Raw genomic sequence first — 12,881 nt, forward strand, 5'->3', positions numbered from 1 at the left:
TGATCATTGATTTCAATCACGATACCGTAGAAATGGATGAATTCGACGATTATCGTGTAGATGATCTGCTTCAGTCTGCAGGCGCCTTGTCCTCTGAGCGGATCAAAGAATTAAAGGATGAGGTCGGACGAATGCGCGAGGATTGGCACTGATGGCGGGGCAAGGGTATTTAATGGATACGAACATTGCTGTCGGTTTGATCGATGGTGAACCGTCCCTGTGAAATTGATCAAGCAAGCCGCCGTCGACAAGCAGAAAATTTATTTTTCCGTTGTAACCGAGTGCGAATTGATTAGCGGTCTTGCGTCCGAAGATGAGATTCGAAATATTTCGTTTCATAAGAACGGTCGATTTCTGGAGGTAACCTCGACGAGATAAGCCAGTCAGGGAATTACGAAGCCATGGAGCAGGAAGAAGAAATGTTATTGTTGGATGCCAATGCGGATAATCCGTCTCTGCCTCCGTTTCGGATGTAGATTTGGCCATGTCAAATTCTCGTAAAAGGAATGAACAAGGTTATGAATGACAATATTCGTTTTATTCAAGCGGCACAGCGTTTTGCAAGCAAGGTGAAAAATCTGTCCTCGGTCCGGGAAGTGGTTTTATGCGGTTCGATGGCGGCAGGCGATCCCTATCCCGGCGATATCGATCTGGCGGTTGTGTTATCCAATCTGGACGATCTTCCGCAACTTGCCCGGTTTTGTCGGCAAATCTCGTCTACCACGCACGCCTGGGAAGTATTCATTTTTAACACGGACAGAAAGTACCTTGGCCGGATTTGTCATAAACGGGAGTGTCCCGCCCGCTATCCTTGCGATGCGCTGGACTGCGGAAAGACGCCTTATCTGCGCAACATTCGCGGATTCCGTTTTGACAAGAACCTGTTTCTCGCTCCCGAATTGAAAGTGCTGTGGAATCGTGAAGAAGAAAGCGTTTTGCTTGCTTGGCGGAAACAATTGAATTTGAAAGCGCCGAGTCTTGAAAGATACGAACCGGTTTGGCTCAAATGCCGGGAATGCGGAAGCCGGTTCCTGTTCGAAGCTTCGGAGCAAAAGTATTTTGCAAAACGCGGTTGGGATGATCCGATACGTTGCCCGGAATGTCGGGAAAAGCGATGGTTTGGCCGCATGGGGATCGTCTTTGAGGGAGATGTTGAGGATGATTTCTGAGCAAGATGTACGGGAGTGCATCTCATGAAAAAGCAGATCTGATTGCGTTTCCTGTTTGTCCGTTGCATGGTAAAATGGAGTCAAATGTTGAGGGACGTGAATCATGCCGTGAACCTGTATATGTTTAAACCGGCCCGTGAGCTTTTGGAACTGAATGCAATGGAAATGGATTCCGGGCTCGTTCATTTTTTCAGCGCTCTTTACGGGTTGAATGGCGATAGCGATGCTGTCGAATTCGAATTCGCGGGCGACGAGGGCGTATCGCGCAAGCTGAAGGTCAATATGGCGGAGAAGCTGCTGCAGGGCAGGGGCATCAAGGGCTTCTTTTCCCCTTATGAAAAATCGGATTATTTGTTCATTGGGGCTGAATCGGAACGGCGGGTACGGGTAACGGCTCCGCCCCGATCAGCACGCGGCCTGCTTGATGACATCGAAGAGAACATTTCCGGGAAGCAGCGTATGGAGGAAGTGCTGGGGTCGATGCGCGGTCTGAAGCGGCAGGAAGAAGTATGGTTTCACTTATACGAAAACGCGAAGCAATTCGCTGTGGCCAAAGCCGACGATTTGATCTGTCTGCCGCATATTCGTGAACTGCAGGCATTCGAATATCAGGTGAAGACCGTCAAATCGGTCATCGGGCGGCTCAAGGGAAGGGCGCTCTTGTGCGATGAGGTCGGACTCGGCAAAACGGTCGAAGCGGGAATCTGCATGATGGAGTATATCATGCGGGGGCTGGCCCGCAAAATCCTCGTATTGGTTCCTCCCTCACTGATCAACCAATGGCACGAGGAGATGAAGCGCAAGTTTAACCAGGACTTCGTTCGGTCGGACGACCCCGAATTCGTCAAACTGGGCGGGGACGCCTGGAGCCGCTACCCCAAGGTCATCGCCTCCATCTCAACGGCCAAACGTTTGAACCACAGCCGGATCATCTCCGAACTGCAATACGATCTGGTCATTGTCGATGAGGCGCATCATGTCAAGAACCGCAACACCGTCGCCTGGCAGTTCGTCAACAGCCTGAAAAAGAAGTATATGCTGCTCTTGACGGCGACACCGGTGCAGAACAGCCTGGAGGAACTGTACAATCTGATAACGCTGCTGAAGCCCGGACAGCTCAAGACCTACCAGCATTTCCGAAAGCATTTTGTGGAAGACAATCAAGGCATCGAGGTGAAAAACGCGGACAAGCTCAAAGCGCTGCTCGCCGAGGTGATGATCCGCAACCGGCGCAGCAATGTCGACGTCCTGTTTACCAAACGGAAGGCCTATACGAAAACGGTGCGGCTGTCGGAGCAGGAACAGCGGCTTTACGCCGAACTCAGCGGGTTTATCCGAAAGCATTACATGGACAACCATCCGGTCTTCTCCAGATTTATGCTCAAGAGCATGCAGGAGCAAATGGGGAGTACGTTTACTTCACTGACCGCATCGTTGCAGAAGCTGTCCGCCCACAAGGAACTGAATGCCAAGCAGCAGGCGATATTGCAGGATTACTGCGAGCGCGCGGAGTTGATCGCCCGGGAGGAACACGCGCAAAGCGCCAAAATCGCCGAGCTCTGCGATATCGTCTCCTCGTTTAAGGACAAAATGATCGTGTTTACCAAATATCGCTCGACGCAGGAGGTGCTTTCCCGCGCGCTCAGGGACCGCGGCTTTCGAGTGGCCGAGTTTCACGGCGGCTTGCTGTGGAAGGATAAAGAGCGGGAAATCGCCTTTTTCCGGGAAGAAGCCGATGTATTGGTCAGTACGGAGGTCGGCGGGGAAGGGCGAAACCTGCAATTTTGCAACGGGATGGTCAATTTCGACTTGCCGTGGAATCCGATGGCGATCGAACAGCGGATCGGCCGGATTCACCGGATCGGACAAATCCGCGATGTGTTCGTCTATAACCTGGCGGCGCAGCATACGCTGGAGCATCATATGCTGCACGTGCTGGACCGGAAGATCAATATGTTCGAGCTTGTCGTCGGGGAAGTCGATTTGATCCTGGGTGATATCGAGGAAAGCGAAGAATTTTCCGATATTGTGATGAACGCATGGGTACGTTCGGAGGATGAGACGATGATGGAGCGGGAGATGGACAAGATCGGCGAGCAGCTGCTTGAGAACAAGCAGAAGCTGCAGCGGGTCAAGGAACTGGACGCAAGGTTGTTTGCTTAAGCGGGTAATACGGGGTTCCCTCCAAAAGTACCCGGAATATGCTGCGAAGAACGCGTCGCTTTGGAGGGATTGTGGGGGGAGGCAGCGGGATGAACCTGCAAAAATTCGTAACCGATGTGATCGAGGCGCTCGGCGGCATCGTCATTCCGCTGGAATATGCGCTCTGTCAGGTGATGGTTCCGGAGACGCATCGGGATTTGTTTCAGGGAAGAACGGAGCTGGAACTGGCGTTCGATTTTGAAGTGGCCGAGGAAAATCCGCAGGCCGAGTTCGTCACGTTCGGCAGCTATTTGTTCGAGCAAATGATCGCTCTCGTCCAGCGGCAAGCGATCGGCACGATCCGGTTCGCCGACATCGATCCGCCCGTGCTGTCCGGCGCTCTTGACAAAATCCGTCGCTTTCTGGACAAGGAGAACGGCGCTTTTTCGCTAAGCAGCGAGCGTGCCATAACCGGCGTGTGGGCCGCTTTCGCCTTTCGCGTCGCCTACGTGTCGGACGAGAGAGAGGAAGAGTTCAGGCAGGTTTGGGTCGACTTGAACCGGATGGAGGTATGCGAGGACATGATGCGGTATCATCATCTGGTTCCTTATCTCGACAGGCCGGTGCATTTCGCTCCGGTTACATGTCCGATGGATTTGGCGTCCGCATTAAAACTCGCTTACGATCATGTGAAACAGCAGGCGGAAACAGGCAGGAGGCAGCGGGTCAGACAGGAGGAGCTGGACCGGGAAATCCGTCGGATTGCCGACTATTACGAAGACCTTGCGCGGGAGATGACGAGGCGCAGCGAGCGGAAAGGATTGTCCGAGCAGAAAAGACAGGAACTGGAGGGCAAAGCCCGGTCCGTTGGGCTGGAAAAGCAGAAGCAGCTTCTCGAAATCGAGGACAAGTATAGTGTCCGGACGGAAGTCGGTCTGGACCACGGCATCCTGGTGATGGTTCCGCTGCTGGAATATGTGGTGTCCATTCGGCATCGGCATGCGCAGAAGGAGGTAACGCTTCATTACAATCCTGTCATGAAGCGATTTTTCCTGATTCAGCCGACAAGGATCGAGGAGGCGCAGCGTGCCTGAGAAATGGGAACAGAGGCGCTGCTTGATGAAACGATGCTTGCCGATCCGAATAAGTGGCATCGGGTATACAAGAAACTGCCGGAAGGCGAACGGTACGGTTGGGTGACGGCAATCCTCGACAGGACGTCGGCGCCCGATTTTTTTGAGCGCGTAAATCGTAATCGTTTTATCATTCCAAAGTCTGGGAGGTCATGCAATTGGTTCCTATATCGATCGATAAATTCGCTGAATCCTATCTCAAAAACAACCCCATGGAAAACAGACAGGATATCATCAACAGCCTGAAAGCGGCGGTTGCAGCCAAACAAGATGGAGTTTGCTGCAGTCAATGCAGTCAACCGATCTGGGCGATTGGAACGGCGATTGCAGGATGGAATGCATGCTTTACCTGTCTGACGGGCGAAGCTGACGATTCCGAAGATTACGAAATCGATCTGGTGTGTTGAATCGATTTTCAGGGTGGAAACAATGGCCCGACTTCGACTCTGCATGAATGAAGAGAGAACAATATAACCCCGCGGAGGGAAGGGCGCGTGCCAACGCAATACCCCACTTCGCTCATGGTTATAGGGCTAACTCCATCATCGAAAAAGCTCGAGATCTCCAGAATCACCTTTACCATAAGTTATGGCCAACCCGACCTTAGGGTGAAGAGCGTCGGCAAGCTGTATGCGGGAAAACCGCATGTACGGGTTGATGAAGCACTCCGCGAACGACCAATTTTCGAAACCATGGCGTACAAGAGGCATATTGACAAACAATTATTATGGATCCATAATAATTTCATGAATAAAGAAACGTTATCGCTTTTGCGGGCATGGGTCCGGTACGATGAGGCAGTCAGCTCCTATAACAAAGAACTGCGCAGCGAGTTTGATGTTTCCGGATTGCAGTTGGCCATTCTCCGGATTGCAGCGGAACGGTCCCCGCAGCGTATGAAAGAATTGCGCGGGATGCTCTCTTTGCACCCGGCAACGTTGGGCCAGGCTGTTGACAGCTTGGTGAACAAGGGACTCCTCGAGCGGTTTGCGGATCAAGAAGACGCAAGGGGGAAAGTCATCCGGGTCACGCCGCAGGGAAATGCGTTAATCGCCGCGGCGCCGCTCGCCGGACCGGTCCGGTTGCGTTATGTGGCCGAAGATCCGGAGCGGTTGCGACGCTTGGCCGACGCTCTGGACGAGCTTGTCGATTTGTTCGGCTTGACGGAATGGACCATTGCGAAGGCCGATGCGGCACCACGGCGGAAAGGGGACTAACGGAGGATGGATATTCAGCAAGCGGTCAATATCGGTCCGAAGTTGAGCGCCGATCTGCGCAAGGAGGGAATCGAAACGCTGGAAACGCTGCAATCGCTGGGCGTCGGCGAAGCATGGTTCCGACTGCAGGCTGTGGCGCCAGAACGAGATTGCACGCATACTTGCCTGGCGCTCGGGGGTGCAATCCGGGGAATCCGGTGGACTTTACTGTCTGAAGAAGAAAAGAAAAACATTTTGCGAGAGGTGCAAGATGCGTCTTCTGGGGATTGATAATGTTTTACTGTCAGTAGGGCAATTGGATTCCGCAATCGCCCATTACGCGGAAGGGCTAGGATTCGCGTTAAAATTCAGAATGGACGCCAAAGGCATCGCAATCCTTGCGATTGGCGAAGAAACGCCGGGACTCGTCTTGCGGGAAGAGCGGGAGCGAAAAAGCGTTACGGACCCGTTTGCCCCAAGGTTATGGGTGGAGGTGGCCGATGCCAAGGAGAAGGCACAGGCTTTGGAAAGCGGCGGAATTACGCTTTTGTCTCCGCCTTTCATGGCCGGGACCGGTTGGGTGGTTGAGGTTGCCGACGAGTGGGGCAATGTGGTCGGCTTTACGGATTACTCCGTTCGCCCCGAGTTAGGGCGAAAGAACAGAGCGTAAATCGAATTTCGTTTTACCCCGCCCTGACGGCTGCGAGGGGAGAACCGAGAAACCGCGCTGGACGCGGGTTTGGGGGCTGTGGCAGGACGTTAATGAGGAGCAGAAAGGCATGCTGCTCACGGCCTTTTTTGCGTCCTCGTTAAACAGATCGCAAGCAAGAGGTTGGGGTTCCAAGAGGGCTTGAAATCTTTGGTTTCGCCTGCTCGCCTATTGGAGCTCTTACAAAATATGCTATCATTGGACAAGCGCATAGAAAGGCTTGACCTCTTCGCTGAAGTTCGTTGCTGAGGTCTACTTAATAGGCGGTTTGTCGACACTGCCCAGTAAGAACATGACTAGGCGGGATGAACCACGAGGGGGTAACCTTGAGTGTTGTTTCAATCTTGAACCGAATCGGTAATGGGTTCAAGAACTGTCGGAAATTCAGGTCATGGCTGGCAACGGTGAACTGATCGTTTCGATTAAGGCACGGCGTCACCGTCACTGTACACGATAAGCCAGTTGGGAATGGTTTGCTTCTGCCCCAATGTGTTATAATTATCTCATGACTCCTTAAGGGGGCTTTGGCATGAAGCTGCTCAAACTCAATAACGAAGAGCTGTCCAACGCCATCACCAGCGGCGATACCTATATCCAAATTGGAAGCCGCAAGTTTATGCTATTTGAGGTTGATGAAATAAGCCAGTCAGGGAATTATGAAGTCACGGATCCGGAAGAAGAAAAGTTGTTGCTGGATGCCATGAATGCGGATAATCCGTCTCTTTCCAGGCAGGAAGTGCTGGAACAGTTAGCACGGCGCAGTCAGCAATGAGAATAATTTGGAAACAGTCAGCGTTACAATCCCTTATTAAGCTGGATGTTTGGCGTGAGGAAAATGGTTGGCCTGGAATTGCCGAGCATCTGGTGGAAATCATTGAGTTGTATTTTTATAAGCAAGATGTGTCTGTCTTTCTTCCAGGCAGAGGAGTTTCGATTAAAGGAATGCCTGTCCATATGAGAATGACGCTTATTAGGCCGGGCAAGTCGGATCCATACAAAGTATTTTATCGGTACAACCAAGATGCAATTGAAATTTTCTTGATTCGCCATCCTTATCAAAAGTCATTGCTGTAAACCGATAGGCAAGTGCAGAGAGTATCCTGCTCGGCACTTGCCTATTTTTCAATTGCTCACTTTCTCCGAGCTTGCATATGCTCTACCGGACTATATTTCCGATGCTGCTCCTTGACTTCATTGCTGAAAAGTCGCACATACATCTGTACCGAATCCAGCGAGTAATGGCCTAGTATTTGTTGCAACGAAAACGGGTCGCCGCCGTTTCGGATATAGAGTTTGGCCATGGTGTGGCGAAACGTGTGTGGAGAAATCCGAACACCGGAAATTTTAGCCCTAAGTCCATAATCTCGAATGCAGTCTTGTACAGACCGAAGCTGGAGCGGCAAATTATCAATCGTAATGAATAAAGCGTCGCTTGGCACGTTGCCGCGTTCTCTCAGGTAATTTTACAGTACCTTGGCGCATGTTTTCTGGAATGGAACGGATTCGTGTTTTGCCGCCTTTTCCGTTGAAATCAGTTAGATTGGTGGGGCGTTGCCCCCACCCCGGGGTTGATCGCTTTCGGTTTTCCAAGGCGGCGGCAAAACAACAAAAACGGCGATTTACTGAATTCGATCGCCGTCTCGCCAAACCTCTTATGCTGCTCGGGTCGCACCCCTGCGTTGCCCTATCCCGCATAGGAGTAAAGGCAACATTATGGTATCCAAAAAAAAGCGAGGTTATTCCGTTTACACAGTTAGTGAGACACTCCCTACAAGTTAAGCATAAGTATCCATCTCTCCGTTGAAAGCCGACTTCTTGATGCAATAAAATTGGACATTATCTTTGTAAAGGGGCTATTCCGGTAGGGTTAGATCCTACTTGGGTCAGCCCCGCTTCATTATCGTTTTCGACGTGATTGCATGCACTCAACCGGGCTATATTTCTGGTGCTGTTCTTTCACCTCGTTACTGAAAAGCCGAACGTACATCTGAACCATATCCAAACAGGAATGGCCAAGAATGAGTTGCAAAGAAAAAGGGTCGCCGCCACTGCGAATGTACATTTTCGCCATTGTATGGCGGAAGGTATGTGGAGAAACCCGCGCGCTCGTGATTTTCGCCATCAGGCCATAATCGTGGATTCGATCCTGCAAAGAACGGATTCGCAGCGGCTGATTATCAATCGATACAAACAAAGCTCTGATCGGCAGTTCTCCGCGTTCGGACAGATAAGCTCGAATCGCTTTGGCGCAAGTTTTCTGGAACGGAACCCGTCGTTCTTTTGAACCCTTTCCCTTGACCGTCAACTCCATTTCCTGCATATGGAGATCGTCCACGCGCAAATTGAGAAGCTCGCCGATGCGAATGCCTGTATCCAGCAACAGCAACAGGATGGTGTAGTCGCGAAGACCGGTGAAAGTAGATTGATCCGGTTGTCGCAGCAACCGCACAAGTTCGTCATGAGAAAACGTAGCGATCGCATCTTTGGGAGCTTTGACAGACGTCAAGACTGCTGCTGGATTTGTTGGAATGTGCCCATGTCGATGCAAGAACCGGAAAAAGATCCGGCAGCAGCTTAAACGACCGTTGATCGTTTGCGGGGCCAGTTGCTTCTCCAGCATGTAGCCGAGGAAATGGCGCTGCAGCGTATCGGAAGTGATTTGATCAAAGTCCGCGCATTGCTTTTGCTCTTCCAATACCTGCAGCAGGTAATGCAACGTGCTGTCATAATAAGTAATAGAGCGTTGGCTAAGGTTCCGGAATTGGCAATCCTGAAGGAAGAGACCGATCAATTCCTCGTTGGATGGTTTGGCGGAAAACGATCGGTCCGTTTGGGCAGATATACGATTGGTACGACGTTTAACGGGATTGCTCACGAGACAACTTCCTTTCTTCTTTACATTTCTGGGCATAACGGAGAAGCGATTCGACGGGGCTGCATGTTTCGTGTCGATGACGCACATCGGCAGGCTGGAGCGGCACATATTGGCGGGTCATGGTGATATTGCTGTGACCTAAAAGGGCTTGCAGAGCGTAGGCATTCCCACCGTTCATTAGAAAAGATTTGGCCATCGTTCGTCGGAAGGCATGGGCGGAACCGCGTACACCTGCGCCACGGCAATGCTTGATAATTAAATGCTTGATCGTGTCTTGCTGAAGGGGTTGCCCCCTACCCGAAATCCATAAGGCATGATGCTGCTTTTCGCCGCGCAGTTGCAGATACGTATGGAGCGCCGCGGCGCAAGTTTTTTGAATGGGGACGAAGCGGCTTTTGTTGCCTTTTCCCCTGGCAATGTGAATGAAGCCGTCCTGAAAGTCTAGATCAGAAATAAGCAGGGCGCTTAATTCGGTAAGCCGAATACCGGTATCCAGCAACAACAGCATCATGGTGTAGTCCCGTAGTCCAGTGAATCGACGGAGATTTGGTTGATGAAGAATGCGTTCCACGTCCGCTTCCGTGAAGCAGATTGGTTCGTATGGGTTGACCTGTGAATTCGAAGGCATGGTTACGGAGAAGCTTTCTCCAACTGTATCCGGAAATGCGAATCGAAGAAATTGCCGACAAGTATAAAAGCGTCCACGAATAGAACGCCCGGCATATCCTTGCTTGGTCAATTGTTGAAGCCAATCCTGAAGGACCATCACGCAGTTGGTGGCGAGGAACGGTATTTGGCGGGATATAAGAAATCGTTCCAGTCCCAGCAGATGGAAGGAATAATACGTAAGCGTTTGAGGGGATAAACCGCGGTAGGAGGCGGCGAGGAGGAATTGTTGAACCAGGTCTTGGAATTCAGGTTGGTTGAAGCTTTGCAGGTTTTGGGGATTAATGGTTGGACTCGAAGTACTCATACGAAAGAACCCTCCAATGAGAAAATGGAGGGAAAAGCAGCAGAGGCGATTGCAGGGTCGATGCGCTTTTCAACCGCGCCAGATTCGGCGAGTGACATCCACTGGGCAAATAATCTGGTGCGTCTCCACAACATGAGGAACCCTTGCTCCATCTGCTTTTCCCGGTCCCGAATTTAGCGCGTCTCGGTCCAGACACGCCGACTTCAGGTTCCAGTGGGCTAACCCCCCGTGGAGGTTCGAGTCCTCTCGACCGCACCACCCTTTATAACAAAACTCTTCTTCGGAAGGGTTTTTTATTTTTGTTTTAACATGGTGTCAGAAAGATACATTTAATTGGGGCTTGCTGAACGGGTCACATTTTACGGCATCACGGGCAAGCGGAATGTAAGGGTCGACCAGAGCCATTGCAAAAAAGGCAAAAAGAGAACCCGGAGTCTCTTTTCGAGGTTCATGACCAGCAGTTGCAGCCCGATCACGGTCTCGCTCGTCCTCTGAAGACGCGCTCGAATACGGCCAAGCCCATAACTGCGCTTGCCTTCACCGAACTTGCCTTCCACTGCGTTGCGTGCGGCTGCATCTGCCTTCGCGATCTTCTTCTGCTCCTGCTGATCGGCGGACGGACGCCCCAACTGCGGTCCGCTCAGCCGAATTCCCTTCTCCTTGCAGTAGCGCAAGTTGTCGCGTGTGCGATAAATCTGGTCAGCCAGCACCGCTTTGGGATAATAGCCGAACCTGGCGCGGTAGTGTTCCACTGCATCCTGCAGCGTCTGACCTTCGTTGTAGCTGTCCCAAGACAGATACTCCCGGAAGGCATAGCCGTTCACCAGGCTAATCGCCAGCTTCGCGCCGAACTCGACGTTCGCCCGAGCTTTGCCACGCACGATCGGCCTCACGTGCGGCTGTGCGATACTGACAATCCGATCGGGTACGCTATGCGTTCGCTTGTCGTACATCGCTTGCTGCTGGCGATAGAGCTCTTGAATGACCAGCAGCTCCTTGTACATGCGACGCGGCAGTTGCGTCAGGCCGCCCGTCGTCTCGGCGAGTTCGGCGATGATGCGCAGATCACGGGAGACGAACCGCAACTGCTTGCCGATGGCTTTGCGCATCGTGCGCGGCTTCACGCGCCTTTGCTTGGCAATCGCCAGATAGGCTTTGCGGGAACGCTCTCGGTATGTTCTTGGCTTGCGAGTCTTTCCGCGCTGCGGTTCATGCAGAATGTCGATCATTTTCTCCAGCTTTTCTCTGGCCTGATTCAGAAGAGACAGATCTGTCGGGTAGGCGATGTCCGCCGGCGCGCAGGTGGCGTCCAGCAACAGTTCACCCTCGTTCGTCAGTTCCATCTGCCGAAGTTGCGGTTCTGCGGACTCGTCCGATGCTGCGGCCGCTCCGTTGCCGGGCTCATCGTCGTCATTGTCCGATGAATCATTCGCTTCACTCGACTTACGCGCTTCTTCCAGAGCGATCCATTCATTGACTTCATCGAGGATCTCGCCGCCCAGCCGCTTGCGGAAGTGTGTCATGAGCGAATGGTGAAACGGACGGCGGTACTGGTATTCGGGCAGACCGAGGAAGTACTGCAGATACGGGTTCTCCAGAATCTGACGAAGCGTCTCACGATCATCGGTGCCCAGCCGCTCTGGATGATTAGGGCGCCGAGTGCGACACGGATCGATACAGCCTTCTGACCCTTGAGGCTCTTTTTAAAGTTCTTCGCATACTTCTCTTCGAGTTTCCACCACGGAATCATTTGGGCGAGCAACACCCAGCGGTTATCTTCTGCGAGTTTCCCGCCGAACGGCAAAAAGAAGTCGCCTGGCAGGATCATCTGGCTCTCGGTTCGCTGATACAATTCGGACGCCTCCATGTGCAAGGTTTTTCGCGGGTAAGTCCCTGTTTTCCTTGCACTTGAATTCGACAAAAGAGGTCCTAAACCCTTGTGGCTGTTGGACTTTTGATTCGTTCAGCAAGCCCTATTTAATTGGTGTAAGCTTTTATTTTTTACTCTATACTATACCTATACCGGTATGTTTATAGAGAGGAGCAGGTGAACATGGAATACAATTACACGGATTCGATGAAAACGCGTCTGAGAAGAATTGAAGGGCAGATACGAGGCGTACTTCGGTTAATGGAAGAAGGAAAGTCTTGCAAGGAGGTCGTGGCGCAGCTATCCGCCGTCCGCAACGCTTCGGATAAGGCCATTGCGCAGATTGTAGCCGAGAATTTGCAGCAATGTATCTTAGCAGAGCAGGCAGCAGGCAACCAAGATACCGGCAAAATGGTACGGGAAGCCGTCGAGCTGCTGGTGAAGAGCCGTTAACGGAACTGTTTTAATCATAACCAAGATGAGGAGAGATATCGTATGGCATTCAAGATTCCGAAAACAACGACGCCGCAGGAAGTTGCGGCAAGATTGAACAGTGGAGAGAAGCTGAATATGCTTGACGTTCGCGAACCCGAGGAATGGGCGGCCGGTCATGTCGCTGGATCCAAGCACATTCCGCTTGGACAGCTTTCCGAACGACTGCATGAGCTGGATCCGTCGCAAGAGACTATCGTGATCTGCCGCAGCGGCAATCGAAGTGGCCTGGCTTGCGAACTGCTGAGCGAGAAGGGATTCAACGTAGTGAATATGACCGGCGGATTGAACGCCTGGACGGATAAGCTGGTCTGACGAGTTT

Annotated in this window: 15 protein-coding genes and 1 pseudogene; 11 read left to right on the top strand and 5 right to left on the bottom strand. The window is 52.0% G+C overall.

What is annotated here, in order from left to right; all coding sequences use genetic code 11:
- Positions 1 to 102: 102 nt before the first annotated feature.
- Complete coding sequence (locus tag B7E11_RS29670) at positions 103 to 486, bottom strand: hypothetical protein (RefSeq protein ID WP_176220810.1); 384 nt, start codon at positions 484 to 486, stop codon at positions 103 to 105.
- Between the two features lie 32 nt (positions 487 to 518).
- Here B7E11_RS29670 and B7E11_RS18725 point away from each other — a divergent pair, with 32 nt between their 5' ends.
- The 9 genes from B7E11_RS18725 (at position 519) to B7E11_RS18765 (ending at position 7,423) form a co-directional block, all read left to right on the top strand.
- Positions 519 to 1,169, top strand: a complete 651-nt coding sequence (locus tag B7E11_RS18725) for a zinc-ribbon domain containing protein (protein WP_080837363.1) — start codon at positions 519 to 521, stop codon at positions 1,167 to 1,169.
- Positions 1,170 to 1,328: 159 nt separating this feature from the next.
- A complete protein-coding gene (locus B7E11_RS18730) occupies positions 1,329 to 3,332 on the top strand; it encodes a DEAD/DEAH box helicase (protein ID WP_245809761.1) in 2,004 nt (667 codons plus the stop codon).
- An 89-nt stretch (positions 3,333 to 3,421) separates the two neighbouring features.
- On the top strand, positions 3,422 to 4,405 hold the full coding sequence (locus tag B7E11_RS18735; RefSeq protein ID WP_080837370.1) for a hypothetical protein: 984 nt from the start codon (positions 3,422 to 3,424) through the stop codon (positions 4,403 to 4,405).
- Between the two features lie 191 nt (positions 4,406 to 4,596).
- Positions 4,597 to 4,851: a hypothetical protein gene (locus tag B7E11_RS18740; RefSeq protein ID WP_245809762.1), complete on the top strand. Its 255-nt coding sequence runs from the start codon at positions 4,597 to 4,599 to the stop codon at positions 4,849 to 4,851.
- An 87-nt stretch (positions 4,852 to 4,938) separates the two neighbouring features.
- Positions 4,939 to 5,661 (top strand): MarR family winged helix-turn-helix transcriptional regulator, encoded by a 723-nt coding sequence (locus B7E11_RS18745; protein WP_080837377.1) that lies wholly within the window; start codon positions 4,939 to 4,941, stop codon positions 5,659 to 5,661.
- Between the two features lie 6 nt (positions 5,662 to 5,667).
- Positions 5,668 to 5,931, top strand: coding sequence for a TfoX/Sxy family DNA transformation protein (locus B7E11_RS18750; RefSeq protein ID WP_080837380.1), 264 nt, complete (start codon positions 5,668 to 5,670; stop codon positions 5,929 to 5,931).
- On the top strand, positions 5,912 to 6,310 hold the full coding sequence (locus tag B7E11_RS18755) for a VOC family protein (protein WP_080837383.1): 399 nt from the start codon (positions 5,912 to 5,914) through the stop codon (positions 6,308 to 6,310). The genes B7E11_RS18750 and B7E11_RS18755 overlap by 20 nt, the downstream gene beginning before the upstream one ends.
- A gap of 568 nt (positions 6,311 to 6,878) precedes the next feature.
- On the top strand, positions 6,879 to 7,121 hold the full coding sequence (locus tag B7E11_RS18760; protein WP_080837386.1) for a hypothetical protein: 243 nt from the start codon (positions 6,879 to 6,881) through the stop codon (positions 7,119 to 7,121).
- A complete protein-coding gene (locus tag B7E11_RS18765) occupies positions 7,118 to 7,423 on the top strand; it encodes a type II toxin-antitoxin system RelE/ParE family toxin (protein WP_080837389.1) in 306 nt (101 codons plus the stop codon). Before B7E11_RS18760 ends, B7E11_RS18765 begins: the two co-directional genes overlap by 4 nt.
- Positions 7,424 to 7,479: 56 nt before the next feature.
- On the opposite strand, the gene B7E11_RS18770 is transcribed toward B7E11_RS18765, so the two are convergent.
- The 4 genes and pseudogenes from B7E11_RS18770 to B7E11_RS18785 all read right to left on the bottom strand — a co-directional run bounded on the left by B7E11_RS18770 (position 7,480) and on the right by B7E11_RS18785 (position 12,049).
- Positions 7,480 to 7,788: a tyrosine-type recombinase/integrase gene (locus tag B7E11_RS18770; RefSeq protein WP_245809763.1), complete on the bottom strand. Its 309-nt coding sequence runs from the start codon at positions 7,786 to 7,788 to the stop codon at positions 7,480 to 7,482.
- A gap of 458 nt (positions 7,789 to 8,246) precedes the next feature.
- Entirely contained in the window at positions 8,247 to 9,224 is a 978-nt protein-coding gene (locus tag B7E11_RS18775; protein WP_176220811.1) for a tyrosine-type recombinase/integrase, read from the bottom strand.
- Positions 9,208 to 10,197, bottom strand: coding sequence for a tyrosine-type recombinase/integrase (locus B7E11_RS18780; protein ID WP_080837400.1), 990 nt, complete (start codon positions 10,195 to 10,197; stop codon positions 9,208 to 9,210). Before B7E11_RS18780 ends, B7E11_RS18775 begins: the two co-directional genes overlap by 17 nt.
- Positions 10,198 to 10,556: 359 nt before the next feature.
- Positions 10,557 to 12,049: pseudogene (locus B7E11_RS18785) on the bottom strand (IS5 family transposase).
- 201 nt (positions 12,050 to 12,250) lie between these two features.
- Between B7E11_RS18785 and B7E11_RS18790 the strand changes: the two are divergent.
- Positions 12,251 to 12,520: a metal-sensitive transcriptional regulator gene (locus B7E11_RS18790; protein WP_080837406.1), complete on the top strand. Its 270-nt coding sequence runs from the start codon at positions 12,251 to 12,253 to the stop codon at positions 12,518 to 12,520.
- A 42-nt stretch (positions 12,521 to 12,562) separates the two neighbouring features.
- On the top strand, positions 12,563 to 12,874 hold the full coding sequence (locus B7E11_RS18795; protein ID WP_080837409.1) for a rhodanese-like domain-containing protein: 312 nt from the start codon (positions 12,563 to 12,565) through the stop codon (positions 12,872 to 12,874).
- Positions 12,875 to 12,881: the final 7 nt, after the last annotated feature.

The sequence above is a fragment of the Cohnella massiliensis genome, assembly GCF_900169535.1.
In the GTDB taxonomy this organism is placed as follows: domain Bacteria; phylum Bacillota; class Bacilli; order Paenibacillales; family Paenibacillaceae; genus Cohnella; species Cohnella algarum.

What these genes read in the sequence shown, in the direction of transcription:
- B7E11_RS29670 (WP_176220810.1), bottom strand. Translation starts at nt 486, where the DNA reads ATGGCCAAATCTACATCCGAAACGGAGGCAGAGACGGATTATCCGCAT.
- B7E11_RS18725 (WP_080837363.1), top strand. Translation starts at nt 519, where the DNA reads ATGAATGACAATATTCGTTTTATTCAAGCGGCACAGCGTTTTGCAAGC.
- B7E11_RS18730 (WP_245809761.1), top strand. Translation starts at nt 1,329, where the DNA reads ATGGAAATGGATTCCGGGCTCGTTCATTTTTTCAGCGCTCTTTACGGG.
- B7E11_RS18735 (WP_080837370.1), top strand. Translation starts at nt 3,422, where the DNA reads ATGAACCTGCAAAAATTCGTAACCGATGTGATCGAGGCGCTCGGCGGC.
- B7E11_RS18740 (WP_245809762.1), top strand. Translation starts at nt 4,597, where the DNA reads ATGCAATTGGTTCCTATATCGATCGATAAATTCGCTGAATCCTATCTC.
- B7E11_RS18750 (WP_080837380.1), top strand. Translation starts at nt 5,668, where the DNA reads ATGGATATTCAGCAAGCGGTCAATATCGGTCCGAAGTTGAGCGCCGAT.
- B7E11_RS18755 (WP_080837383.1), top strand. Translation starts at nt 5,912, where the DNA reads ATGCGTCTTCTGGGGATTGATAATGTTTTACTGTCAGTAGGGCAATTG.
- B7E11_RS18760 (WP_080837386.1), top strand. Translation starts at nt 6,879, where the DNA reads ATGAAGCTGCTCAAACTCAATAACGAAGAGCTGTCCAACGCCATCACC.
- B7E11_RS18765 (WP_080837389.1), top strand. Translation starts at nt 7,118, where the DNA reads ATGAGAATAATTTGGAAACAGTCAGCGTTACAATCCCTTATTAAGCTG.
- B7E11_RS18780 (WP_080837400.1), bottom strand. Translation starts at nt 10,197, where the DNA reads ATGAGTACTTCGAGTCCAACCATTAATCCCCAAAACCTGCAAAGCTTC.
- B7E11_RS18790 (WP_080837406.1), top strand. Translation starts at nt 12,251, where the DNA reads ATGGAATACAATTACACGGATTCGATGAAAACGCGTCTGAGAAGAATT.
- B7E11_RS18795 (WP_080837409.1), top strand. Translation starts at nt 12,563, where the DNA reads ATGGCATTCAAGATTCCGAAAACAACGACGCCGCAGGAAGTTGCGGCA.